The sequence below is a fragment of the Levilactobacillus parabrevis ATCC 53295 genome (genome assembly GCF_001434055.1).
GTDB classification, from domain to species: Bacteria; Bacillota; Bacilli; order Lactobacillales; family Lactobacillaceae; genus Levilactobacillus; species Levilactobacillus parabrevis.
In genome coordinates, this window is sequence record NZ_AZCZ01000009.1 from 36167 (window position 1) to 58567 (window position 22401).

Annotated in this window: 20 protein-coding genes; 16 read left to right on the top strand and 4 right to left on the bottom strand. The window is 50.1% G+C overall.

The window, feature by feature from the left end; translation table 11 throughout:
* Positions 1–111: 111 nt before the first annotated feature.
* The 3 genes from FD07_RS03685 to FD07_RS03695 all read left to right on the top strand — a co-directional run bounded on the left by FD07_RS03685 (position 112) and on the right by FD07_RS03695 (position 3262).
* Positions 112–678, top strand: coding sequence for a TetR/AcrR family transcriptional regulator C-terminal domain-containing protein (locus FD07_RS03685; protein ID WP_020088921.1), 567 nt, complete (start codon positions 112–114; stop codon positions 676–678).
* Positions 679–954: 276 nt separating this feature from the next.
* Complete coding sequence (locus FD07_RS03690) at positions 955–2370, top strand: NAD-dependent succinate-semialdehyde dehydrogenase (RefSeq protein ID WP_020088920.1); 1416 nt, start codon at positions 955–957, stop codon at positions 2368–2370.
* Positions 2371–2512: 142 nt separating this feature from the next.
* Positions 2513–3262 (top strand): glucose 1-dehydrogenase, encoded by a 750-nt coding sequence (locus tag FD07_RS03695; protein WP_020088919.1) that lies wholly within the window; start codon positions 2513–2515, stop codon positions 3260–3262.
* 106 nt (positions 3263–3368) lie between these two features.
* Here the strand turns inward: FD07_RS03695 and FD07_RS03700 are convergent, their stop codons facing one another.
* Both FD07_RS03700 and FD07_RS03705 read right to left on the bottom strand, forming a co-directional pair.
* Entirely contained in the window at positions 3369–3911 is a 543-nt protein-coding gene (locus FD07_RS03700) for a GNAT family N-acetyltransferase (RefSeq protein ID WP_020088918.1), read from the bottom strand.
* Between the two features lie 133 nt (positions 3912–4044).
* Positions 4045–5424: an Nramp family divalent metal transporter gene (locus FD07_RS03705; protein ID WP_020088917.1), complete on the bottom strand. Its 1380-nt coding sequence runs from the start codon at positions 5422–5424 to the stop codon at positions 4045–4047.
* A 619-nt stretch (positions 5425–6043) separates the two neighbouring features.
* Between FD07_RS03705 and FD07_RS03710 the strand changes: the two genes are divergently transcribed.
* The 8 genes from FD07_RS03710 to FD07_RS03745 all read left to right on the top strand — a co-directional run bounded on the left by FD07_RS03710 (position 6044) and on the right by FD07_RS03745 (position 13082).
* Complete coding sequence (locus FD07_RS03710; RefSeq protein WP_020088916.1) at positions 6044–6898, top strand: DegV family protein; 855 nt, start codon at positions 6044–6046, stop codon at positions 6896–6898.
* A 956-nt stretch (positions 6899–7854) separates the two neighbouring features.
* A complete protein-coding gene (locus tag FD07_RS03715) occupies positions 7855–8496 on the top strand; it encodes a VTT domain-containing protein (RefSeq protein ID WP_020088915.1) in 642 nt (213 codons plus the stop codon).
* Positions 8497–9183: 687 nt separating this feature from the next.
* Positions 9184–10584, top strand: coding sequence for an FAD-dependent oxidoreductase (locus tag FD07_RS03720; protein ID WP_020088914.1), 1401 nt, complete (start codon positions 9184–9186; stop codon positions 10582–10584).
* Between the two features lie 172 nt (positions 10585–10756).
* The gene (gene trxA, locus FD07_RS03725) at positions 10757–11083 is read left to right on the top strand and encodes a thioredoxin (RefSeq protein ID WP_020088913.1); all 327 of its coding nucleotides are present in this window, start codon (positions 10757–10759) and stop codon (positions 11081–11083) included.
* Positions 11083–11346, top strand: coding sequence for a metal-sensitive transcriptional regulator (locus FD07_RS03730; protein WP_020088912.1), 264 nt, complete (start codon positions 11083–11085; stop codon positions 11344–11346). Before trxA ends, FD07_RS03730 begins: the two co-directional genes overlap by 1 nt.
* Positions 11347–11418: 72 nt before the next feature.
* Entirely contained in the window at positions 11419–11814 is a 396-nt protein-coding gene (locus FD07_RS03735; protein ID WP_020088911.1) for a fluoride efflux transporter FluC, read from the top strand.
* Positions 11811–12170: a fluoride efflux transporter FluC gene (locus FD07_RS03740; RefSeq protein ID WP_235804783.1), complete on the top strand. Its 360-nt coding sequence runs from the start codon at positions 11811–11813 to the stop codon at positions 12168–12170. The genes FD07_RS03735 and FD07_RS03740 overlap by 4 nt, the downstream gene beginning before the upstream one ends.
* A gap of 78 nt (positions 12171–12248) precedes the next feature.
* Positions 12249–13082 carry a DUF1129 domain-containing protein gene (locus FD07_RS03745; RefSeq protein ID WP_020088909.1) on the top strand — a complete coding sequence of 278 codons (834 nt, stop codon included), beginning with the start codon at positions 12249–12251 and terminating at the stop codon, positions 13080–13082.
* 142 nt (positions 13083–13224) lie between these two features.
* Here the strand turns inward: FD07_RS03745 and FD07_RS03750 are convergent, their stop codons facing one another.
* The gene (locus FD07_RS03750; RefSeq protein WP_020088908.1) at positions 13225–14223 is read right to left on the bottom strand and encodes an LCP family glycopolymer transferase; all 999 of its coding nucleotides are present in this window, start codon (positions 14221–14223) and stop codon (positions 13225–13227) included.
* Positions 14224–14647: 424 nt separating this feature from the next.
* On the opposite strand from FD07_RS03750, the gene FD07_RS03755 reads away from it, so the two are divergent.
* The 5 genes from FD07_RS03755 (at position 14648) to FD07_RS03775 (ending at position 19985) form a co-directional block, all read left to right on the top strand.
* Positions 14648–15121, top strand: coding sequence for an S-ribosylhomocysteine lyase (locus FD07_RS03755; protein ID WP_020088907.1), 474 nt, complete (start codon positions 14648–14650; stop codon positions 15119–15121).
* A gap of 150 nt (positions 15122–15271) precedes the next feature.
* Entirely contained in the window at positions 15272–16372 is a 1101-nt protein-coding gene (locus FD07_RS03760; protein ID WP_020088906.1) for a hypothetical protein, read from the top strand.
* Between the two features lie 92 nt (positions 16373–16464).
* Positions 16465–17565 carry a hypothetical protein gene (locus FD07_RS03765; protein WP_020088905.1) on the top strand — a complete coding sequence of 367 codons (1101 nt, stop codon included), beginning with the start codon at positions 16465–16467 and terminating at the stop codon, positions 17563–17565.
* Positions 17566–17731: 166 nt separating this feature from the next.
* Positions 17732–18532, top strand: coding sequence for a serine hydrolase (locus FD07_RS03770; RefSeq protein WP_020088904.1), 801 nt, complete (start codon positions 17732–17734; stop codon positions 18530–18532).
* A 169-nt stretch (positions 18533–18701) separates the two neighbouring features.
* Entirely contained in the window at positions 18702–19985 is a 1284-nt protein-coding gene (locus tag FD07_RS03775) for a helix-turn-helix domain-containing protein (RefSeq protein ID WP_162254216.1), read from the top strand.
* A gap of 42 nt (positions 19986–20027) precedes the next feature.
* Here the strand turns inward: FD07_RS03775 and yicI are convergent, their stop codons facing one another.
* The gene (yicI, locus tag FD07_RS03780) at positions 20028–22316 is read right to left on the bottom strand and encodes an alpha-xylosidase (RefSeq protein WP_020088902.1); all 2289 of its coding nucleotides are present in this window, start codon (positions 22314–22316) and stop codon (positions 20028–20030) included.
* Positions 22317–22401 lie beyond the last annotated feature (85 nt).

The following is a 22401-nucleotide window of genomic DNA, read 5'->3' on the forward strand; positions in this document are numbered from 1 at the left end:
TATAATTTTAGTCAGCTTGGGACGTTAGTTAAGGTTACTAGCTTCCAGGGGGGATGCTAGTAACGCACAAAACATAAATAAAATGTTGTGTGAATGATTGGAGGTATCACGATGGCTGCATCGGAAACTAAGGAGCGAATTGCGGAGGCCTTGGCTTCGTTGTTGAACCACAATACGTTTGATAAGATTACGGTCCGTGAGATTGCGGACGAAGCGGAAGTTCACCGAAAGACGTTCTATTACTACTTTGCCGATAAATACGAGTTGTTGACCTTTGTCTATCAACACTTTATCGTTGAAGCACCGCGTCATGAACAACCCGTAGCCCTGACCTTAGAGAACTGGCGACCGGCAACAATTCAATTGTTGGAACGGATCGCTGATAATTCTAAGATTTTCCTGAACGCTTATCCCTATGATGATGGCGTTTGGCGTCAATCAATGAATGAGTTTGTGGCTTCACGATTGTCAATTTTGCTCCACGCAATGCCCGAGTATCGTTACTTAAAGGAAGACGTGATCGACACGTCGGCGGAATTTATTGCTGCTGGCGCGTTGGGAATTATTAATAAGTGGGCGAACGATAACTTTACCGCAAGTCCCCGGACGGTCCTCGATCAGATGACGACGGCTAACCGTCTGTTCAACGGGATTCTAGACCGTTGGAAGTTAAGTTAAAGTGTAAGGTCAAAACGGATGATGCAGACTGGATTCGGTCAGTCTGGGTCAACCGTTTTTTTTTCGGCCAAATTGATGGTTAACCGTCATAGTGTACCTAGACCAATTTAAAAACTGTCAATTGTGAAGTGACAAAATAAATGCGATAATTCACAAGCTTTCATGTCGAAAACATCACAATCTAAATGCTGGTATTTAACGATTCATGCGGGTATAGTATATTTTGTAAAGGGTTACATTGTGAATGTGAACGATCCCGTTAGGAGGACAACGATTATGGCTTATCAGACGACGAATCCCTATACCAATGAAGTTGTAAAGACCTATGCTGATGCAACACCAGAGTACGTTGAAGAGAGTCTCGCCAAGGCCCAAGCGCTCTATAAAAAGTGGCGGAATGATCCCGTAGCTACCCGGATTCCTGTTTTGCGTAAACTCGCGCAGCTCTTTAGAGATGAGACGGACAGTCTGGCCAAAGTTTTGACGATCGATATGGGTAAACTCTTTGTGGAAGCCCAGGGTGAAGTGTTATTGTGTGCTCAGATTGCGGAATACTATGCGGACCACGCCGAAGAATTCCTACAGCCACGGACCATCAATACGATTGCTGGTGACGCACAAATCGAGGATCATCCGCTGGGCGTCCTGATGGCGGTAGAACCGTGGAACTTTCCATACTACCAAATGATGCGGATCTTCGCGCCTAACTTTGCGGTCGGCGATCCCATCGTCTTCAAACACGCAGCAATCACGCCAGCGTCGGCGTTGGCCTTTGAAGATGCTGTGCGGCGGGCTGGGGCTCCCGATGGTGCGCTGACTAACCTCTTCCTGTCTTACGATCAAGTGTCCCAGGTGGTCGCCGACAAACGGGTTCAAGGGGTGGCCCTGACCGGTTCGGAACGTGGCGGGGTGGCAGTTGCCGAAGTTGCTGGTAAATATTTGAAGAAGAACACGATGGAGCTCGGGGGAACCGATGCCTTCATCGTGGCGCACGATGCCAACATGGCTGATGTGACGGCGATTGCACCGCGAGCACGGCTCTACAATGCCGGGCAAGTCTGCACGTCTTCCAAGCGATTCATTGTCACGGAAAACAATTACGATGAGCTTTTGGCAGCGCTGAAGGATGCCTTCTCTAGTGTGAAGATGGGTGATCCCATGGATCCAGCAACTACGCTGGCACCCATGAACTCCAAGAAGGCCAAAGAACACCTCCAAGCGCAGGTCGACATGGCTTTGGATGGTGGCGCAACGGCGTACTACGTCCATGAACCAATCGACGACGAGGGTCAGTTCTTTATGCCGACTATTTTGACGGACATCACCAAAGATAATCCGGCCTATGGGAAGGAAATGTTTGGCCCCGTGGCTCAGGTCTACAAGGTGAAGGATGACGCCGAAGCTGTGGCGTTAGCCAATGACTCCGATTACGGCTTGGGTGGGATCGTCTTTGCCGGTAGCGCCGAATACGGTGCGGAATTAGCTTCGCAGGTTGAGACTGGGATGGTCTTCGTCAACACCTTCTTCAGCTCTCTACCAGAGTTAGAATTCGGTGGGGTGAAGAAGTCTGGCTTCGGTCGGGAACTTGGACAGACTGGGATTTCAAGCTTCGTTAATCAAGAATTAGTGGTTAAGCGTGAGCGGCCAAACGAAAACGAGTTTGGTGGGCTAGTCTTACCGCATAAATTTTAATATAAGTTGGAGTGGGTCCCAATGACCTGCTCTTTTTTTAGTTGGCAGATGAAGGGTCACAATTATTTAGGCAAAACATTTTCCCCAAGCCACTTAATGTGATATTCTGAACAATAGGAAATGTTGAAAGGATGATTTTAAGATGACTGATCGTTTAAAGGGAAAAGTTGCAATTATTACCGGCGGGGTCGCTGGAATTGGTTTAGGTATCGCTGAATGCTACGTTCGTGAAGGGGCTAAGGTGGTCATTACGGCCAACCATAACGTTGATGGCGGTCACGCTGCTGTCGCGAAATTTGGGGACGATGTCAGTCTCTTCGTCCAACAAGATGTCGCTAAGGAAGCTGATTGGCAGAAGGTTATCGATGCCACGATCGCTAAATTTGGCAAGCTGGATATCTTAGTCAACAACGCCGGGATTGGTGGCGTCAACAGTGCCATTGAAGACCTGTCACTGGAAGACTGGCAGAAGGTCATCGACATTAACCTGACGGCCAACTTCTTGGGTGAAAAGGCTGGTATCAAGGCTATGCAGAAGACCAACGACGCTAAGGGGTCCATCATCAATGTGTCCTCCGTTGCCGGCCTGGTTGGGCTGCCATTGGCCCCAGCTTACTCCGCAAGTAAGGGTGGGAGTCGGATGTTAAGCCACGCCACGGCACTGAACCTGGCGCAACGTGGTATCGACATCCGGGTCAACTCCGTTCATCCTGGTTGGATCGATACGGCGATTATTCCGGAAGCTGCTCGCGACGCCATCGTGAAGACGGTGCCGGTTGGACACTTAGGCAAGCCACAAGACATTGGTGAAGTCTGTGTCTACCTGGGTAGCGATGAATCTAGCTTCGCTAACGGGGCAGAATTCACGGTCGATGGTGGTCAACGCGCTTAAAGCTTCATGGTCACACAATTGAAATAGATTTGAAAAAGGGGAACTGCGTTTTGTGCGCAGTTCCCTTTTAACATGCGGTCAATTTCCTCCCTGACCTTTAATGAAATTAAGCCTCGAATTCGCGAGCTAACTTGGTATAGACGACGGCGTCATCATAGTTGCCACTAGCCGTTAACAGGTGCTCTCGCAGAATACCGTCTTGATGGAACCTGCGGCGCTGGGCGACGGCACGGCTAGCTGTGTTGGCCGTGGCAATGATCAATTCTAGCTGATGAAGGTCCAGCTGACTGAAGGCCACGTCCCCGACAATGCCCAACACGTGCGTCATAATACCGCGGCCCCGGAAGTCGCGGCCCAGCCAGTAACCAATCTCGGCGTGACCGTTCTGGAAATTGTGAAGGTCGATCGTTCCGGCCGGACGATTGCCAACCCAGATGACCGCTAGCCAGAATTGATTGTTGGCAATGCGTTCCTGGGAACGGAACAGGTAGGCCGCCTCGTCTTCCACTGATTTGAGGCTGGCCGTGCGGGGCATCCACCGTGCCAAATTTTCACGATCCGCATCGATCAGGGCGTATAGAGCTGGCGCATCGGCGACCACGGGAGTCATGAGATGGGTCCGCAGGGTTGTTAGGAAGTTGGCTTTCACGGGAAACACCTCGCACTTTAAGAGATTAGGTGGCTACGTAGATTGTTAAAATCACCAATTATAAATTTAGTTATACCTGTTGCTATCTCAGAAGTCAAAAAAACACCCGACCTTTGCAAGTCGAGTGTTAGTTCTAGGCGGTAATGCCTAGTGTATTTAGAATCAGGTAAATATTCAGGATAATCAGAATGACGGCGATGATCCATCCCAAGACCTTAGACCAGGTCTTGTTGACGAATTCACCCATCAGGTCCTTGTTACTGGTGAACAGCACCAGTGGAATCATGGCGAATGGTAACGCGATACTCAGGAAGACCTGCGAGGATGTTAGCAAGTCTTCGATCTTCGCTTCATTACCGTGGTAGATGACGGCGAAGATGATAACTGGTGTCACGGAGAGTAACCGAGTCAGCAGCCGTTGTGCCCAGAGTGGCATCTTCAGGTTGATGAACCCTTCCATGATAATCTGTCCAGCCAGCGTCCCAGTAATGGTTGAACTTTGCCCGGAAGCCAACAGGGCTAAGGCGAAGAGCATACTGAGAAGTGGACTGGCAATGGCGCCGACGACTTGGTTATCGCTGAGGGCGTTGAACAGGTCAACGAAGCGACCCAGGTCACTGTTGGTACCGAAGAACAGGGCAGCCCCCAGAATCAGTAACAGACTGTTTACAACGAACGCAATCGTTAACTGAATGTTGGAGTCAATCGTGGTGAACTTGATGGCCTTGGCCACACTCTTCCGGTCGCTCCGGTCGAAGTTCCGCGTTTGTGAGATTGATGAGCCCAGGTACAAATCATGGGGCATGACCGTTGCACCGACAATCCCTAAGGTCAGGTAGAGCATGCCGTGATTAGTCACGATAGCGCTGGAAGGAATGTAACCCTCTAACATCTGGGTGACTTCTGGCTTGGCGAGAATCACTTCATACAAGAATACGAAGAGGATGACGGCAACCAGAGTGGCGACGATGGCTTCAATCTTACGGAAGCCCAGCTTCATCAGGATTAAGAGAATTAAGACGTCGGCGGCAGTGATGATCAGGCCGACAATTAATGGGAAACCGAATAATAACTTTAAAGCAATCGCGGACCCGATAATTTCGGCAATATCCGTGGCCATAATGGCTAATTCAGTGACAATCCAGAGGAACAGTCCGGTCTTCTTACCGGTACGTTCTCGCGTCAGTTGCGCGAGATCCTTACCCGTAACAATCCCCAACCGCGCCGACATGGCTTGTAGCAACATGGCAACCAAACTGGATAGCAGAACAACGGTTAGCAGTGCGTACTTGTATTGCGCACCACCGGCAATTGAAGTGATCCAGTTCCCGGGATCCATATACCCCACGGCAATTAACGCGCCGGGGCCTGTATAGGCCATTAGGGTTCTCCAGAAGCCTGCGTTTTGCGGTACTTCAACGGTACCGTTGACTTCATCGAGGCTCTTCTGGTTAGAGTCAGTGGATCCAATCATATGGTGCTTGGACTTTGGGTCGGTTTCATGATTTTTCATAAAATCCCTCTTTTCTATTGGCTTAGAAATTCAGGTAGTCAAGTGACTTCTGTCTTTCCTGGTAAGTACGTGGTCGGAACCAGTAATAGATGGTGCAAATAAGAGCAAAATCGGAAAACTGATGTCGATCACTCACTTCATTTCCAAACGTAAGTATAGGCTATCTAGCCGCAATGTCAACCTTACCAGGCTGAAGTTTTGGTTCTCCAAAAAAATATTTGTATAAGTAGAAGCCTTTTTCTTGTCAGCGTAAAAACGGACTAGCAGGGCTTGCTTGGGAGAGGACACAACAGTGTGGTGCCGGTTTCATGGTTGCAGTGATTGACTGTGTGAAGTGTTATTCAAAGTGGCGGTAACTGTCGGAACCAGGATGAGTTGCATATGCAGGGCTAATACCAGAATTAGTTCCGGCTTAATTTTAACAGAAAAAAATTTTTTTCGGCTACATTCAGATTACACGTAAATCAACTTTTCTGCTGGCTTAATGGATGCAAGTGTCCAGCTTAGTAAAGGTACATATGGAACTAACGGTAGATGACCTAGTTCCCAAAACTAGATAATTGCGTTATAATAACGATTATTATCCAAGAACGATACTAGGAGAAACGAGGTAACACCCATGCCACAAGAGAAAATTGCAATTTTAGTGGACTCATGTTCTGACGTTCCGGCGGCTGTTCTGGAAGCGGCAGACATGGCCCTGATGCCAATGAACGTTATTTTTCGGGATCGCGCCTACGAGGACCGGGTCACGATTACCCCGGCAGAATTTTACCGGCGGCAAGCAACCGAACGGGCGACGACGGCGAGTCCCACGGGGAAGCACATTATGGAAGCTCTGGAACGAATTCAAGCGTCCGGCTACACCCACGTCATCTCTGTCTGCATTTCAGCGGAACTCTCTGGAACCTATCAGGAAACGCAATTGCTGGCCGCTGACACGGATTTGACGGTCCACGTGGTCAATACTCGAAGTGTGGGAATCGGCAGTGGTTTTGCGGCCATTTATGCCGCTGCTTTGCGGTCTGCCGGGAAGTCATTCCAAGAGATCGTAGACGAGGTGGAACGGGTGACGGCGCAGACCAAAGTATTCTTTTACGTGCCATCCTTAAAATATCTGCAGGCGGGTGGTCGGATCGGCAAGGTTGCCGGGATGGCTGGAACCTTACTGAACGTGAAGCCTATTATTTCCTGTGATGCAGAAGGAATCTACTACCCAATCGCCAAGGTGCGCGGTGAGAAGCGGACGATTACCAAGTTACTAGCGCTGGTCAATGACGCCATTGGTGATGCCAAGCGGGTCAACGTCGCCGTCTGTGATGGGGTGAACCCGGAGCTGCGCGCATCCGTCCTTGAGAAATTAAAGGCGGCCCATCCCAATGTTTTGGAATGGTATGCTGGCGACGTGTCACCGGCGCTGGGTGTTCATACCGGCCCGGGCTTAATTGGCGTCGGTGTACAGGTGCTGGACTAGGTCAGGTCGTTCTTTGGCTGGCCGTCACAGCGTCAGGGTTAAACACGCGCAAAAAAAGCCACGATATTAAGGCTATCGCGGCTTGAGGGGGGATACGAGCAGAATATAGATACTTTGGGGGAGTGCTACTTGCTGCTCGTAAAAAAGAGTAATAAGAATTTGGTACAACCCAGCTAGTAACATCCGTAGTTACTAACTTGCTTGTAGTGTAACGCCTTGACCTCTCAGGTGCAATTGATTGGTTCCATAAATTTACTAATAATAGGGTTATCCCTTGTGCCACAACACTTTTGGCCGTTTATTGATCAGCGCACGAAAAATTAAATAGCTGAAGCAATTGTCGTGAACAAAAACAATTTTATGCTGCTAAAGATGGTGACGACAACGTTTTGCGACCCCAATGACTGAATGGGTCGCTTTTTATTTTGGACGAAAGTGCCTGACTTTCTGCGAATAATCCGTATAATAGAGAAACGAATAGTAACGACGCTGGATGGCGACACTTTGACTGGGTTGAGTAGACTTCGTGGTCGGAGGGGCTGGGGATGTCGAGAAGGCGGGGAAGTGGCGTGTCCCAGCGGGGTGTTCCTAAATGTCGAATTTTTGGGGGGTACTCTTGAGGTGTGCACCCGTTAATTATTTATACGCCACATATATCAATCGCAATGGTGGCAACAATGTGTCACCACTAATCGTCAGTTATTAAAGTTGCTAGCCATTGTGACGCTGGCGGTCATCACAATAGTTGTCTGACAATTGGCCTGACATTCCGTTACTTTTAGGGCTAATTTGGCTGGTAAATGTCCGGATGTTAGGGCTGGTCTTTGCCGCTTAAGACGGTGGTAATCCGATTGTTCGCCTGATAAGTAAGGGCGCAAGTGTGACTGAATTTCGTGAAATTCACGGGACACGAGTGAGTCGTGTTCGAATAAAAATAAGATAGAGGGGGCTTTCACATGACGTTTTTATTAGAGATTTGGGATATGATCTGGCATCCGCTGAATGTGTTAGTGCCGCTGACCAATCAGTTGGGAACCGGCATCTACCCCGTGCTGTTCTTCTTGATCTTTCTGGAATCAGGGATGTTAATCTTCTCCTTTATTCCGGGACAGTCGCTACTCTTTATGGTAGGGTCGATCTCGGCCGACCCGAATTCCCGGTTAAATATTTGGCTGCTCGTCTTGATGTTTACTACGGCGGCCACCCTGGGTTCGGCGATTAAGTACCTGACGACGCTGCACTGGCACAATACCCAGGATAAACTGATCGAGCGGTTACCGGATCAGAAGGTGGCGGAGGCGACAGCGGCCTTTAACCGCAATCAGGACCAGACCATGCTGGTGGGGCGATTTATCCCGTTCATTGGCTTGTTTGTACCGATCATGGCCGGCACGGCTGAGATGACCTGGCGGCAATTCCGCCTCTACAACCTGATGGGAAGCCTTCTATGGGTGGGGAGCTGCTGTGCGGTGGGCTACTTTTTCGGCAATACGCCATTCGTTAGAAATAACTTCACCTGGTTATTCATCGTCTTACTGGCGATTCCCTTTCTGGGGCAACGCGCCATTCAATTGATTAAAACAAAACGCGCGAGCTAAGGGCTCACGCGTTTTTGTATAGAAAAAGTCCCGAGTAACATGCGGATTACTCGGGACCTTATTTAGGAATCTGTTAATAAATCACTTGTTTTGGGGGGAGTGCATCTATAGACAGTGATTCCTATCATCTATCACAGTGCTTAAGGTCAGAACGTATCACGAACTAACTACAGTCATCATAAGCGCTCGTTAGGTTGTTCGCAAGTAAAATGTGACGATTGGAATTAAGTGGTTATAAAATTGTGAATTCCATGAATAGGGTGTCCCAATTTTACGGTAGATAGTCGTTGGAGAAATCCTAGCAAAGCCGTTATTTATAGCATGATAAGGGGCTTAGGCTGTCCTTTAATTTCGATGGTAAGCGATTTAATCTGGTCATTTTAAAAAGGGGCGAGATAAGTTATGGTGTCGATGAATGGGAAAAGCCGAACGAATGGGTGAAATTGAAGAAATGGACAATAAGCCTACATAACGTTGCGAAACAGCGCTTACTTATATAGAAAATTATGATGATTCTATAAGTAAAACGGTGAAAAGATATGTGCAAATTGCACTTTCGCCCGTCATTATCTCTGAAATGTGAGACTTTGACCGGATATTCCCTGTTTTCCGAGACGAAGTCATTTATCTTTCGCTAACTTTCAAGTAGACTATCGTTAGAATCGTTTTTCATGTAGGAGGGTAAACATGAAAGTCATCATTGTTGGTAGTACACACGCTGGTACAAATGCAGCGCTACAAATTTTACGGGATCATCCGGAAACTGATGTGACTATTTACGAACGGCACACGACGGTTTCATTCTTGTCTTGCGGGATTTCACTGTTCCTTGACGGTCAAGTTAAGCACCTGGAGGATATGTTCTATTCTTCACCCGAAGCGTTGGTTGAAGCTGGTGCAAAGGTCTTGACGCGCCGCAACGTTATTAAGATCGATTCAGAAACTAAATCACTTGAAATCGTGGATATGGACACTGGGGACGTTTCCACGGATACTTATGATAAATTAATTATGGCAACCGGGTCGACAGTGACCGTGCCACCAATCTTCGGCATCGATGAAGAAAAGGTTTTAATGTGTAAGAACTACGATCAAGCGATCGCCATTGATAAAGCGGCCAAGGGCAACAAGCGAATCGCCATTATCGGGGCCGGTTATATCGGGACGGAACTTGCTGAAAGTTACGCGCGGACCGGGCATGATGTTCAGTTGATTCAGTCACGGGATATCATTTTGAACCACTACGTTGACAAGGAATTCTCCGATCACGTTGTTAGCATTTTGGAAGACCACGGGGTTAAGGTCATGCTGAATAGTCGGGTCACGTCCTTTACCGGTGATGATAATGGCCAACTGGTCATTGAATCAACGAACGGTGACTTTACGGCTGACTTAGCTGTTGTCTGCACTGGGTTCGTACCCAATACAGAATTGTTACGGGGCCAGGTTGATATGGACCGGCACGGCGCAATCATCATCAATGACTACGTTCAGGCGTCCAACCCAGACATCTTTGCTTGTGGGGACGCTAGTGTCGTTAACTTCAATCCAACTGGCAAACCAGCCTACACGCCACTTGCGACGAATGCCGTGCGTCAAGGGATGCTGGCCGGGATCAACATCTTCGGTAACATCCAGAAGTACATGGGAACGCAAGCCACGTCAGCGATGCAAATCTTTGGCCGGACGTTAGCTTCTACCGGGTTGACGATTGACCACGCCTTGCGAGCTGGCATTGACGCTGACCAAGTGACCTTCCAAGGAACTTGGCGGCCAGACTACATGCCATCGACTGATGACTTGACCATCAATTTGGTCTACAACCGGGAAAACCGGCGGGTCTTGGGAGCTCAATTCCTGAGTCAACATGAAGTTGCACAGTCAGCTAACGCCATTTCAATTGCGATTCAGAACCGCAACACGATCGATGATTTAGCTTTCATTGATATGCTGTTCAACCCGAACTTCGATGCCCCATTCAACTACCTGAACATTGTGGCTCAGATGGCGGTTGAAAAGGAAACGAAGCGTGGGAATAACCATCCACGTCTGACGGCTGGGATGGACGAAGATTCAGAGAACGTTTAACTGTAGAAAACGATTCTAATGAGGCTTGGCGTGAGGGCGCTGAGCTTTTTTTGTAGCTACAGGAGTCACTGATAGCTGGCAATTCTGCAACCGACAGGCAAAAGACTAGTCAAAAGATACCTATGGGGGTATACTGAGGCCACTAATTAATTTTGATGAGGAGTTGCTAAGTATGCAAGCTATTACAAGTAAGGATTTCGAACACATTGGTGACGACACTGCGGTGACGGTCGTAGACTTCTGGGCTGACTGGTGTGGGCCATGTAAGATGCAGACGCCGGTTCTCGAGGATCTCGACAAGGATTATGGCGACCAAGTCAAGTTTGCCTCCCTCGATGTCGATAAGAACCAAGACCTCGCACAGTCCCTGGGCATCATGAGTATTCCGTCATTGGTCATCTTCAAGAATGGGATGCCTACGGAAAAGGTTGTCGGTTTCCATCCCAAGTCAGCCCTGAAGAAGTACATTGATGAAAAGTTAACTGAGGTGACGGCCTAATGGTGCAAACGACGTCGAACCAACTCAAAAACCGGTTACGGCGAGCCGACGGGCAACTCCAAGGAATCTTAAAGATGGTCGATGAGGGACGGGAGTGCAAGGATATCCTGACGCAATTGGCCGCCGTTCGTTCTGGTGTGGAGCGGATGATGGGAGTTGTTGTCGCCGAGAACGTCAAACAGTGTATTGCCGAGAATCAACTCGACGAGGATCAGCAAGCTGAACTGCAGGATGCCTTAGACTTAGTTGTTAAGACACATTGATCCGGAAGTCGCCAATTATGGCGGCTTTTTTGGTATAATCGAGAGATATTATTCGAGAGGTGGCCCGGATCTATGGCCAATGTTTTTGCAATTATAGTGTGTGCATTTATCGGTGGTGGGAGCCGTTACTTACTGGGGGTTGTTCTGCCCGTTACTGCTGGCTTTCCTTGGGCTACGGTCCTCGTCAACTTGTTAGGGAGTGGGTTGCTAGCCTGGCTGTCCCACGCAGAAAGAGTGACAGCCCGGTGGCCTAGTGCGGTGAGCGTTGGGCTAGGTGTCGGTGGTTTAGGCGCGTTTACAACCTTTTCGACGTTTAGCTTGGACCTGGAGCGACTCCTGAACCACCAGGCTTGGGGCGTTGCGGGGCTCTACGTTGGAATTACCTTAATTGGTGGCCTGCTACTCAGCTGGCTGGGTGTCTGGAGCGCTCGGCGCTGGTGGGCCTTTCCCGTGGAGGAGGAATCATGATGGCCGCGGTGGCTGGCTTCGGTGCGGCGATTGGCGCTCTGGGGCGCTACGGGACAACGCGAGTCATTCAACGGTGGACTGGCAACCATTGGCCAGTCGCAACCTTGGCTATTAATTGGGTGGGATGCTTTTTACTTGGTGGCCTGAGCGGTTGGCAACTCGATCAGCCATTGACCGTGTTATTAGGAACCGGTATTCTCGGTGGCTTTACCACCTTCTCGACCTTTAGCCATGAGCTGGTCATGTTAGCCGATCAGCGGCATTTTGGTGCTGCACTAGGGTATTTAGTCCTGAGTGTCGGCGGTGGGCTGTTGTTGGCTGCCAGTGGGCTCTGGTGCGGCCTGCATTTTCGCTAAAATATAGAAATCAGTGGTGTTTTGTTGGAAACTTCCCTATTATGGGAACAGAGTATTTTTTCGAAGGGAGTGGCAGTCGTGGCGCGAATCGCAACGATTATCAAACGAAATGCCGTGATGCGGGATCAGTTGAATACGGTCAATCAGGCCTATTGGAGTCAACTCGTCAAGCATTTACGAGAACAGCCGAAGTATGCGGCGAATGAGACCTTGCTACAGCGGGACTTGGCGGATCTCTTAACGGAGATTCTGGCTGCACAAAAGGTCGGTCAGTCTGCCGAAGACTATCTGAGTGGTGGTCCGGCAACCGTGGCCATCGCCATGGGCAAACTGGTCGAGCAACGTTCCTGGTGGCAAACTTGGGACGCCCTAGTGCCGTTGCTGGTCTTTACCCTGGGGACAATTTTACCGAGTGTGATCTTACCGGCGGTACCGCTCCAGCTGTTGTTGGTAGCCGTGCAGTATGGTTTGTTTATTCTGGCGATGGGACTGGGACGCTGGCTGACGCAACGATTTACGATCCGAGGCCGGCTGATCGGGTGGCTGGTGATCATCGTGGGCTTGTTGGCTGCGATGGGGATCGCCGCGCGCACGGTTCCGGCACACGGCCTCGTCTATCTGACGCGGGTCGGCGGTAGTATTACGTTGTTGGTTTTCGCTGTGATCATTACCGGTTTGGCCTGGTGGCAGAATCGGCAGCACCCGAACGCCTGGTTACCTGCCGTGTTGGGGAGCCTGTGGATCACGACACTACTGGCGCTATTGGCACGGTTTCCGGCAACGTCTGGCTTGATGGTAACGAGTGCCGGTAACTTGCTGATTGGGTTAGGAACCTTACTAGGGGATGCGAGCGTTCTGATCATCGGCTGGCGTATCTGGCAAGCGCGGCAGCACAAGGCGGAAGACGCTTAGTTGTCGGTAGACAAATTAATAAAGTATAAGAAATACGCTTCTGCGGGAATTTGTGAAAATGTCTGCAGGAGCGTATTTTAGCTAATCAGGGTGGGGTGTACGAAGCGGTGAGGTTAGCTAGCCGGTAGAGGAGCGCCTGGTTTTAGAATCCAACTGGATCGAGGGCGTCTGTTTGAAAATCACTCGCTGTTGGCAGCCCCAGTGCCTGGCGAAGATCGGTTGAAACTTTGGCGACTTCACTCTGCGGGGCAATCTGGTAGTCGATGCCGTTGAGCGTGGCGTTTTCGCCTTGAAGTGTTTGCGATTTGATGTGGCGGCTGGTGTGACCGTCCTTGGCGCGGAGCCACATGAGGTCGTTGAAGGTTAGATTGGTCTGGAGGTTACTGCTCAGTGAATTTAGCACGGACTGGTAGCGGGTCAGCGAGCTGATGCTGGCCTCCTTGAGGACTAGGGCCTTGATGATCTGGCGTTGGCGTGCCTGCCGACCGTAGTCACCGAGCGGATCCTGGTCACGCATCCGTGAGTAGGCGAGGGCACTGGCTCCGTTCAGATGAATCTTATGACCTTTGACCACGTTAGCCTGTTCATAGTGGAAGGTCAGCAAGGGATCGACGGTGACCCCACCCACTGCGTTGATCATTTTCTTTAGACCGCCCATGTTCAGCAGGACGTAGTAGTGGATGGGAATATTGACGAGGTGTTCCACGGTCTTGACGGTCGTCTTGGCGCCATAGAGGGGATAGGCGGCGTTGATTTTCTCCTCGTCCTGCTGGCTACCATAGATGTTGACGAGCGTATCGCGGGGGATGCTGGTCAGCTTGGCCGTCTGTTTTTGGGGATTGATAGTCGCGACAATCATGGTATCGGTCCGGCCCACGTCATGGCGGCCCAGCGCACCGGTGTCGGTACCTAACAATAGGATGGCAAAGGGTTTACCACTGGTCAGCGCGGTGTTCGTTGGTTTGAGGCCATCGGCACGGTAGGTCTGTGAAAAGGTTGCCTGAGCCGCGTGCCAGGCCCACCAGCCATAGATGCCGCCACCGATGACGAGCAGGCTACAGAGGGCAAGCAGCCATCGCCGTAAGTGGTGACGACGAGGTGTGAAGGTCCGGCGACGTGGTGGTAATGGTGTGTTTTGCATGATGATTCCTCCCCTAAATCTCTTAATCCGCAACCCAGTATAGCCAGCTTTAGCAGCGATGGCGAAGGGGACGCCTAGTTTTGATATTTTCTTAGGTAACTTTAGGAAACTGCAAGAGAAACTGCAAGAGAAACTTAACTAGTGGATAGCGTTGTTTGGTGAGAAAGATTGGATAGTAGGTTAGTTTTCTTGAGTAGTGCCATTTTGGGTTATTAGTGCTATCGGGTGGATACAGGAAGTTCCCAGATAATGAAGACTATTTAAGCCGGAGGAGGTCCAAGACCGCACCTCAGGCTTGGACCGGTCCCCACAGCAGGCGGAGTTTCTGACAGCCGCAGGCGACAAGTAATTAGTGGCAACTGCTGGGGCGGTTGGTGTACAGTAAAGATGTACACATATTTTTAACAAGGGAGTTGGCACAATAATGGCAAAAGTTGAAAGTTTTACGTTAGATCACACCGCTGTTAAGGCACCTTACGTTCGTTTAATTACCCGTGAAACGGGAACGAAGGGTGACGTTATCTCGAATTTTGATTTACGGTTAGTTCAACCCAACACCAATGCAATTCCAACGGCCGGGTTACATACGATTGAACACTTGTTAGCGGGCTACCTCCGTGACGAAATGGACGGCGTCATTGACTGTTCACCATTTGGTTGCCGGACCGGGTTCCACTTGATTACCTGGGGTGAACAATCCACCGAAGAAGTTGCCAAGGCACTGAAGGCTGCCCTTCACCGAATCGCATTTGATACGGAATGGAAGGATGTTCAGGGGACTGACAAATACAGTTGTGGGAACTACCGTGACCACAGCCTCTTCTCCGCTAAGGAATGGAGCAAGGACATTCTCGACAAGGGGATTTCTAAGGACCCATTCAAACGCGAAGTTATCTAAGCTAACTAAATTACAACCCTTACAGGCACGTGACCATTTTAGGTGGCACGTGTTTTTTTCGGCGTAAATACTGAAGCTTTTGGCAAGAATGCTTTATACTTAAGGTGGTTGATTATTTTTAGACGTTTATTTTGGGGAAAAGAGATTTTTATGTTGAATTGGAAACGCGTTACGTTGTTCTTTGTCATAGGCCTTTTCTTAGGCGTATTGGGGGTGTTGCCGAGTACGCCCGCGGCGGCCTATCACGTCGTCCATCAGCGTTCTAGTGCGTTAAGCGTTGGTCGACTCCGGGCCATTAATGACAGTGCCGTGCATTATGTGCAGGTGCCCAAGAGTTATCGGCATGCGCCCAACCTCCATCGGGCAAACGTGATCAAGCAAACGCGAGGGGCCCACATCACCTTTAAGACAAACTATCTGTTGCCGTATCCCGGTTATCGGCATCAGGCTTGGGGCAATCCACAGAGCATCGCAGCAGCTGGGCGCTATCTCTACGTGGTGTACTGCCCGACGGCTTGGCACAATCGGGGGCGCATCGTCCGGTATGACGTGGTGGCTTTGCGGAAGCTACACGTGACACCACAACAAGTTCAGCGAACTTATCGCAGCGGAAGCGGCCAGTCGCAGGCTATTCGACGCGCCATCGAGGTGGGCCCTGCATTTGTGACGGGACACGGCCAATCCTTGGCTTATAACTGGCATGATCATCAGCTCTATATGTGGTGTGACAAGGAAAAGGCGCCACGGGTGCCAGCCAATAAATATGGCTACATTAGTCAGATTAGCGGTAGCCAGCTGAAGCCTGTTCACCAGGTGCGGTTCCGGTTGAAGCACGGGCATTTTGCGGTGGCAGGCGGCCATGTCTTAACGTTTGACAAATACGGCAATGCTTACTTCTGGACGCGGCCGACGACCCATCACGTCTATATTTATAAGGGCCGGGTCACGCGGCATCACGTGAAATTTCGGTTGACCCATCAGGTTCTCCAGCACGGTCCGGGGACGCGGGTTCAGAGTATGGGGTATAATCCGCGAACGGGGCAACTCTACCTGGTCGCCGATGATTCCATTGCCAAGTTGCCGGCGAAAAAGTTGAATGGTAATGGTCATCTCACCAAGCATAATGTGACTTGGAATAAATTTGCTTCACGGCGGGAGTTTGAGGGCTTAGCGTTTGCGCACAATGGTCAGGCCTACCTGCTCACCAACCATAATCCGGAAATCTTGGCTGGCAATCGGCGCGGTTGGTAGCTAGTAAGTTGAGTGAGTAATGAAAATAATTTGAGACCCCGGTTTTTTCTGGCCGACTTATACTGGCTGAAAAGATTGGGGGGTAATGGATTATGCGAAAAATTCATTTATGGGGAGCATTGCTCGTAAGTCTTATTTGGGGCGTCACTGCAACCGTACCGGCTCACGCGATGACGACTGTGGATCAACATGCGGCCGCTCTGGCAACGCCGGACAAGTTACGTCCACTCGATGATACTCAAGTCCATTTTGTTACGGTACCCAGCAGTTATGCGCAAGCCGCCAACCTTCACGGGACCAACACGATTGCCAGTGATCAGGGATCAGCGGTGACGTTTACCACGAAGTACCTCCTGCCCACACTAGGTTATCAGGGGGAAGCCTGGGGTGATCCGCAGAGTATGGCCGTGGTGGGGCATTACCTATATGTCGTCTACTGCCCGACGGCTTGGCACAACCGTGGCCGCATCGTGCGGTTCAATATGCGTAAATTAGCTAGTCTAAAGGCAACGCCGCATCAGATTCAACGGGTCTACACGATTGCAGCTAACCTGTCGGCGAAGGAAAAGCAGATTCGTACGGCAATCAAGGTAGGCCCGGCCTTCGTGACCGGTCACGGCCAGTCGTTGGCTTATGATTGGAAGACCCACCAGCTTTACATGTGGTGCGACCGTGAATCCGCGCCACGGGTACCCGTTAGCCAGTACGGCTATCTTCAGCAACTAAGTGCCAGCACGCTGACACCGGTCCAGCGGATTCGTTTCCGGTTACGTGCGGGGGACTTTGCGGTTCCCGGTGGCCACGTGCTGGCGTTTGATCATCAGGGGCGCGCCTACTTCTGGACCCGACCGAATGCCACGGACGTGTATATTTACCAGGGCCGCGTTGGCCGGCATCACGTTGATTTTCGGCTGACTAGTCAAGTCCTGAGGCACGGGCCTGGAACCTGTGTACAGAGCATGGCGTTCAATCCCAACAATGATCGCCTGTACCTGGTTGCCGATGAGTCGATTGCCAGCCTGCCAGTGGCTAAGCTCACTGGAAGCGGACACCTGACCGGACAGGATGTGAAGTGGACTCACTTCGCCTCTAAGCGAGAATTTGAAGGCCTGAGCTTTGGTGAGAACGGACAAGCTTACCTGTTGAGCAATCATCAGCCCGAAGTCTTTGCGGGCAACACGTTAGATTGGTAATTTTGGAGAAAATAAAATAAGCGATCGTCACGCAGAAAATCAGCCGGTTGGGCTGAGCCGGAGGTGTGGCGATTTTTTGTGACCTATTGCTTTTGGCTAATTAGGCGTAAAATATAAGTTAGTAAATAGTTAACGAGGCGGGGGACATATGCGGTATTGGAAAATAATGTTGGCGGTATTGATTAGCTGCGGTGTATTTGGCGCTGTGGGAACAACGGCGCAAGCAACGACGGTCGACCATGAGCAGACAGCAATTAAGAAGATAGTCAAACGCGACATGCGCCCCGTTCACGGTCGTTGGTCCGTCAAGGTCACGCGGCTCGGACAACGGCCGCTGGCGGTGACGACGGGCAACAAGAAGGTCCAGGGACAGCGGTCAGCCAGTACGATCAAAGTTTACGTCATGTTAGCGATTTTTCAGCGCGCACGGGCGCACCACTTGAAGTTGACGAAGACGGTCAAGACGGATCTGAAACGGATGATTCACAATTCCGACAATGCTGCGACCAATCGCTTGATTAATCGGCTCGGCGGGTTCAAGCGGGTCAATCAGACGATGAAGACCTATGGCTTTAATCACTCCCATCTGCGTCGCTATATGATGGACACACGGGCCTTACAGCGGGGGCACGATAATTACACGTCGGTCAACGATCTCACGCGTTTCTTAACGTTGGTCAGTCAGCGTAAATTGTTGGGAAAGACCTACGATAATAAGATGATGACCTTACTTCATCATTGCAAGAACCATTCAAAATTACCAAAAATGGTGAAGCATGCCGCGGTCTACAACAAGACTGGTGAATTCCCAGCTAAGGGCGTGCAAAACGATGCTAGTCTTTTTAGAACGAAACACGGCACCTATACCGTTGTGGTCATGGCGCAGCAAGGCAATCAGGCACAGCAGTATCGCGCGATGAACCGGTTAGGCCGCGACACCGTAAGATATTTAGAGAATCATCGATAATCGTCGTGTGCGAGTTCGGGGTCAAGTGCCCTGAACTTTTTTTGACGCTGGATTATGCATGAATTTATGTAACGGCTTTAATAATTAATTTTGTAAAGCGTTTTGGTAGCTTTTGAGAAAGTAATCCGGTAAGCTGGGAATAATCAAAATTCTGAAGCGGGGGATGATGGTGACGGCTAAGATTGTTTTCGCGGAACGACGGGCGCTGGACAAGCTCCCGCAGGAGAATCACTTTGTCTACATTGTCGATTATCCCATTTGTCAGGTCGATCGCTCGGGGCAGTTGCTGGTGGCGAAGAACTACGCCAGCTGGGGTGAGATTACGCAAATTACGATCGATACCCGCCAGCGGTTTGTGATTAACTCAACGTCAGGGCACTCACTGACACTAGGACCCAAAAAGATTGTCAATTACGATACCGATGTTGCGGACATGAGCGTAACGGCACTACTAAAGACGAATGGGTATAGGCTGCCCGTGACGACTGCGCAGCCACTGACCGATGAATTCAAGGCACAACTGGCGGCTGTTTTCCCAACGGTCAAGACATTGACTGAGATTCCAGAGAAATACGCGGTGATCGATTGTGAATTTGGAATCTTATTTAGAACTCAGCGGCAGGGCGACAGCACCGTGCAGCGGCGGGCCACGTTTTATGGTGAAAAGGCGGGGATTTTTCAGTTGGCAGTTCTGGGATACGCGGGTAATCAGGCACTGGATCTATTTTTCAACCGTTATTTGGACAATCCCAACTTCTCGGCTGAGATTAAACTACGAGGACTCAAGGAGACCCAATTGACTTTGGCCGAATATGACAGACAAACGGATCCGGTGACTGTGTTGAAGGCCTTTATCCATGAAGTTCTGGCCCGCCAGTTGCCACTGGTCTTTTGGGACAAGAGCAACGATCTGCGCTTGCTCCGACACACATTGGCCGTTAACTTTGATGCGTTCTCAGCAGCGGAGCAGGCGCTCCTAAATATGAAACTAGCGGTGTTTGACGGCAGCATTTACACCAATCAAGTCATTAACCGCAGTAATCATCGCAAGAAGGATACCCATCATTATTTGCCATTGAATGGCGTGGCAGGACTCTTGAATATCTTCAATCCGCACCAGCACAATGCTCTCTGGGATGCGCAGACCACGCACTGCGTCGTTAATGCCCTGGCTAAGATTCAACAGACGGAACCCCTGGTTTTGACACGTCCCCAGGCAGGTATCCGGTTGGACTCGGTAAGTGATGTAGGGGTGGAGGACGTGCCTCAGTCAGCAGATGACCAGCAACCAATGGTATCACAGCCCAAGATGTTAGTGCCTACGCCCGCGATCTTCTGCCAACTGAGAGCGACCGGAAAGACTTACCGGGAGATTGCCCAGCAGTTCGGCGTCAGCACCAGTACCGTCTGGCGCGCTGTAAAACGGCAGACAAAAAGCGCCATCACCAATTGAATTGGCAATGACGCTTCATAATTTAAAGCTTAAAGTCGTTGATTACAGGGTAATCGTTGCTTCGGTACCGTTTAAGGCAGCCTTAGTAACTTTCCCATTCTCGTGGACGTAGATGGTGGCAGAGCCAGTCAAACCAGTAGTGGTGACGGTCAATTGGTTACCACTGCGATCAACTGTGACTTTACCAGTATCCTGACCCTTTTGGTCAACGACGGCAACAGAAGTGGAACCTTCGTGCATGTCGTACAAGTTGATGTCCAGGTCCTTGGTGAAGTCGTAGTCGGCGTGAACGGCTTTTGGATTCCGTAACAGGATCGTGTTATCACGAGCCAATACAGGCAAGTCCAATTCACCGTAGTCCTTGCTGATCCACTTACCATCAGTGATGTCGTAAGTTTCGTCATCATTGATGATGCTGGTCCACTTGCCGGCTGGCAGGTAGAAGTTTACGTGGCCTTCAGGGTTGAAGACGGGGGCAACCAAGAGTTGGGTCCCAAACATGTATTGGTTGTCCAACGTGTGTGCCGTCCGGTCTTCCGTGAAGTTGAACCACATTGGCCGCATCAGGGGGTTACCGTAAGTCGTATCGTGAGCGGCTTGGGTGTACAGGTATGGCATCAGGGAAAGCTTCAAGTTAACGAATTTCCGCGTGTTGTCCACGGCTTCGTCATCGAAGTTCCATGGTACCCGGTAAACGTTGCTACCGTGGTAACGGCTGTGAGAAGATAACAGACCAAACTGCGTCCAGCGCTTGTACAGGTCTGGCGTAGGCGTGTCGGGACCATCTTCGAATCCACCAATATCGTGGCTCCAGAAGGCAAACCCAGAACTCAGGAAGGACAGCCCACCATGTAAGGTGTCAGCCATGTTCTTGAAGTTAGACAAGGCGTCACCACCCCAGTGTAAGGGGTACTTTTGTGACCCAACGGTAGCGGAGCGAGCAAAGACAACGGCCTCGCCCTTACCTTTGTTTTCTTCGATTGTGTCGAAGACGGCCTTGTTGTATTGCAGGGTGTAGTAGTTATGTTCACGCTTAGGATCTGAACCGTCAAAGAAGACGGCATCCTCAACGGGAATTCGTTCACCGAAGTCGGTCTTGAAGCAGTCAACACCCATGTCGAGCAGGGCCTTTAACTTGCTCTTGTACCACTTAACGGCGTCAGGGTTGGTAAAGTCGACGAAGGCGTTACCAGCTTGCCAGAGGTCCCATTGCCAGAGGTTACCATTTTCACGCTTGATGAAGTAACCGTTCTTCTTGCCTTCTTCAAACATCTTCCCTTTCTGGGCGATGTAGGGGTTGATCCAGACACAGACCTTGATACCCCGATCGTGAATCTTCTTGATCAGGCCTTCTGGGTCTGGGAATTCGTCGCGGTCCCATTCCATGTTGGACCATTCGAATCCTTTTTGCCAGAAGCAGTCAAAGTGAAAGACATCCAATGGAATGTTGTGATCCTTCATGCCATCGATGAACTTCAACACTGTTTTTTCACTGTAATCAGTGGTGAAGGAGGTCGTCAGCCAGAGGCCGAATGACCATGCAGGTGGTAATTGCATGCGACCCGTTAATTCGGTGTAACGGTGCAGGATTTCCTGTGGTGTTGGGCCATAGATGACGTAGTATTGTAAGGATTCACCTTCAGAACTGAATTGAACGCGGTCAACGTTTTCAGAGGTAACTTCGAAATCAACCGTTTGAGGTTCATCAACAAAGACCCCGTAACCGGCATCCGTCAGGTAGAAGGGAATGTTCTTGTAAGATTGTTCGGAAGCCGTCCCACCATCTTGGTTGGTGATCTTAACTTCTTGACCGTTTTTGATGAAGTTCCCGAAGCGTTCACCTAAACCGTAAATCTTGTCTTCAACGCCAACGGATAATTGTTCGCGCATGTAGTGAACGTTGGTGTCGTGGTTTAAGATTTCGCCCTGGGCCTTGTTGCGAGAAGCCGTGATGACTTTACCATTAGCGGTGAATTCCATATCAAATTGTTGACGGAGTGGGAGAGAAACGGTCAGGTCACCACTCGTCAATGAAGCCTTCTTATCCGTAACGTCAATGTTGACGTCAGGGTCTAAGTTGTTGAGCTCATATGAAGGGCCTTTGGTATCTTGATCAAAATGCGTCAGCTTTACGCCGATAACATTCTCGACGGGGGAGGTGAGCTTAATCGTGCTCATTCCGAGGTTTAATTCGTCTCCCCGTGTGTTGATTCGCTTGTAAGGGGCATAGACGTTTAAGGTCTTGCCATCCTTTTCGGCTTCGAATGCTTCAGCCGGTGAGTTAACGTCGTACTCTTTACGAGTTAACCAATAACCATTAGTAAACTTCAAAGTAGCCACTTCCTATTCATAATTTTAGTAATCTATTTCTAAAATTGGTACCAAGCCCAAACAAGCCGGATACCAATTTTAAATT

Coding starts and splice junctions, on each gene's coding strand:
- FD07_RS03685 (WP_020088921.1), top strand. CDS start 112: ATGGCTGCATCGGAAACTAAGGAGCGAATTGCGGAGGCCTTGGCTTCG.
- FD07_RS03690 (WP_020088920.1), top strand. CDS start 955: ATGGCTTATCAGACGACGAATCCCTATACCAATGAAGTTGTAAAGACC.
- FD07_RS03695 (WP_020088919.1), top strand. CDS start 2,513: ATGACTGATCGTTTAAAGGGAAAAGTTGCAATTATTACCGGCGGGGTC.
- FD07_RS03705 (WP_020088917.1), bottom strand. CDS start 5,424: ATGAAAAATCATGAAACCGACCCAAAGTCCAAGCACCATATGATTGGA.
- FD07_RS03710 (WP_020088916.1), top strand. CDS start 6,044: ATGCCACAAGAGAAAATTGCAATTTTAGTGGACTCATGTTCTGACGTT.
- FD07_RS03715 (WP_020088915.1), top strand. CDS start 7,855: ATGACGTTTTTATTAGAGATTTGGGATATGATCTGGCATCCGCTGAAT.
- FD07_RS03720 (WP_020088914.1), top strand. CDS start 9,184: ATGAAAGTCATCATTGTTGGTAGTACACACGCTGGTACAAATGCAGCG.
- trxA (WP_020088913.1), top strand. CDS start 10,757: ATGCAAGCTATTACAAGTAAGGATTTCGAACACATTGGTGACGACACT.
- FD07_RS03730 (WP_020088912.1), top strand. CDS start 11,083: ATGGTGCAAACGACGTCGAACCAACTCAAAAACCGGTTACGGCGAGCC.
- FD07_RS03735 (WP_020088911.1), top strand. CDS start 11,419: ATGGCCAATGTTTTTGCAATTATAGTGTGTGCATTTATCGGTGGTGGG.
- FD07_RS03740 (WP_235804783.1), top strand. CDS start 11,811: ATGATGGCCGCGGTGGCTGGCTTCGGTGCGGCGATTGGCGCTCTGGGG.
- FD07_RS03750 (WP_020088908.1), bottom strand. CDS start 14,223: ATGCAAAACACACCATTACCACCACGTCGCCGGACCTTCACACCTCGT.
- FD07_RS03755 (WP_020088907.1), top strand. CDS start 14,648: ATGGCAAAAGTTGAAAGTTTTACGTTAGATCACACCGCTGTTAAGGCA.
- FD07_RS03760 (WP_020088906.1), top strand. CDS start 15,272: ATGTTGAATTGGAAACGCGTTACGTTGTTCTTTGTCATAGGCCTTTTC.
- FD07_RS03765 (WP_020088905.1), top strand. CDS start 16,465: ATGCGAAAAATTCATTTATGGGGAGCATTGCTCGTAAGTCTTATTTGG.
- FD07_RS03770 (WP_020088904.1), top strand. CDS start 17,732: ATGTTGGCGGTATTGATTAGCTGCGGTGTATTTGGCGCTGTGGGAACA.